The organism is Clostridium sartagoforme (assembly GCF_039521405.1).
Lineage (GTDB): Bacteria > Bacillota > Clostridia > Clostridiales > Clostridiaceae > Clostridium > Clostridium sartagoforme.
The window spans coordinates 1-915 of the sequence record NZ_BAAACH010000044.1; the positions used below are offsets into that span (position 1 = coordinate 1).

The 915-nt window shown below is 32.2% G+C and carries 1 protein-coding gene; it reads left to right on the forward strand.

Annotation, left to right across the window (positions count from 1 at the left end; genetic code table 11):
• A partial coding sequence (locus ABDZ60_RS18570; RefSeq protein ID WP_343780241.1) for an ABC transporter permease occupies positions 1-915 on the forward strand: 915 nt, incomplete at both ends.

Genomic DNA, 915 nt, shown 5'->3' on the forward strand with positions numbered 1-915 from the left:
CATAGCTACAGCAACACCATTAGTACTTACAGGGCTTTCAGTTGCTTTTGCATTTAAAACAGGGTTATTTAACATAGGAGCACCGGGCCAAATGCTATTTGGAGGATTTTGCTCAATAGCAGTAGGACTATCATTAGATTTACCAAAACTTATATTAGTTCCTATAGTGGTATTAGCAGGTATATTAGGTGGAGCTATATGGGCAACGGTTCCAGGATTATTAAAAGCTAAATTTAATGTTCACGAAGTTGTTTCTTCAATAATGATGAACTGGGTAGCTTATTGGATAGTTTATTACAATATTCCAAGATATTTTAAAGGAGAATTTTTAGAAACTGAATCAAAAATGTTAGCAGATTCAGCAACTTTAAAAGCATCTTGGCTATCAAATATTTTTCAAGGATCATATATAAACTTAGGTATTTTCTTAGCTATAATAGCTGTTTTTATAGTTTGGTTTATATTAAATAAGACAGTTTTAGGATATGAATTAAAGGCTGTTGGATTTAATAGATTTGGAGCAGAATATGCAGGTATGCCAGTTAATAGAAATATAATAATTTCTATGATGATAGCTGGAGCCTTATCAGGACTTGCAGGAGCTATACAATACACAGGTAACTCAAACATAATGCAAATAGGAGTTATGCCAAGCCAAGGATTTGATGGTATAGCAGTAGCTTTACTTGGAGCAAGTAATCCAATAGGAGTTTTCTTCTCAGCATTATTCTTTGGAGTATTGTATGTTGGAAAAGGCTTTATGAATGCAGCAGTAAAGGTACCACCAGAACTTGCAGATACTATAATGGCTACAATAATTTATTTCTCAGCAACAAGTATGATAATGGATAAAGTAATAAAGAAATTTAAGAAATCTAAAAAAGATAATCCAAAAGGTAAAAATAGTTCTTCTGA